Source organism: Promicromonospora kroppenstedtii DSM 19349 (genome assembly GCF_000515355.1).
Taxonomy (GTDB): Bacteria; Actinomycetota; Actinomycetes; order Actinomycetales; family Cellulomonadaceae; genus Promicromonospora; species Promicromonospora kroppenstedtii.
In genome coordinates this window covers 15,961-16,413 of record NZ_KI911649.1, presented here as the reverse complement: position 1 = coordinate 16,413, position 453 = coordinate 15,961, and the positions used below count along the sequence as shown (strand labels likewise).

Below are 453 nucleotides of genomic sequence, written 5' to 3'. Positions count from 1 at the left end.
CCCGCTCTCGTGGGCGGCGCGTACGCGTACGCGCTGGTCGTGGGCGGGGTCTGGCTGGGGTGGCTCGGATTCGGCTGGGTGGCGGCGGTGTGCACGGTGTCGGCCGCGGCGTCGATGACGGCGGTCGCCGTGACCGTCGGCACGCGCGTCACCCGCGGCGAGTGGTTCGCCGTGCTCGGCGTGACCACCGTGCCGTTCGCGCTCGGGGTCTACACCGTGGTGCTCGACCGCACCTGGTGGTCCGCGGGGGCGGCCACGGCGATGCTCGTCCTGGAGCTGGTGCTGCTCCTCACCCGTCGGACGGGCCTCGCACCTGCCGTGCGGGTGATCGCGGCGGGCCTGGTGCTGCCGACCGTCTCGGTGGCTGTCGTGAGCGCGGGCGCCGTGCTGCTCCCCGGCAGCGGCTCGCCCGTGCTGCTCCCGGTGATCGCGGCGGTGGCCGCCGTCGTCGCG

At 76.2% G+C, this 453-nt stretch carries 1 protein-coding gene; it reads left to right on the top strand.

What is annotated here, in order from left to right:
- The coding region (locus PROKR_RS34440; RefSeq protein WP_036962598.1) for a hypothetical protein at positions 1–453 on the top strand (453 nt) is incomplete at both ends.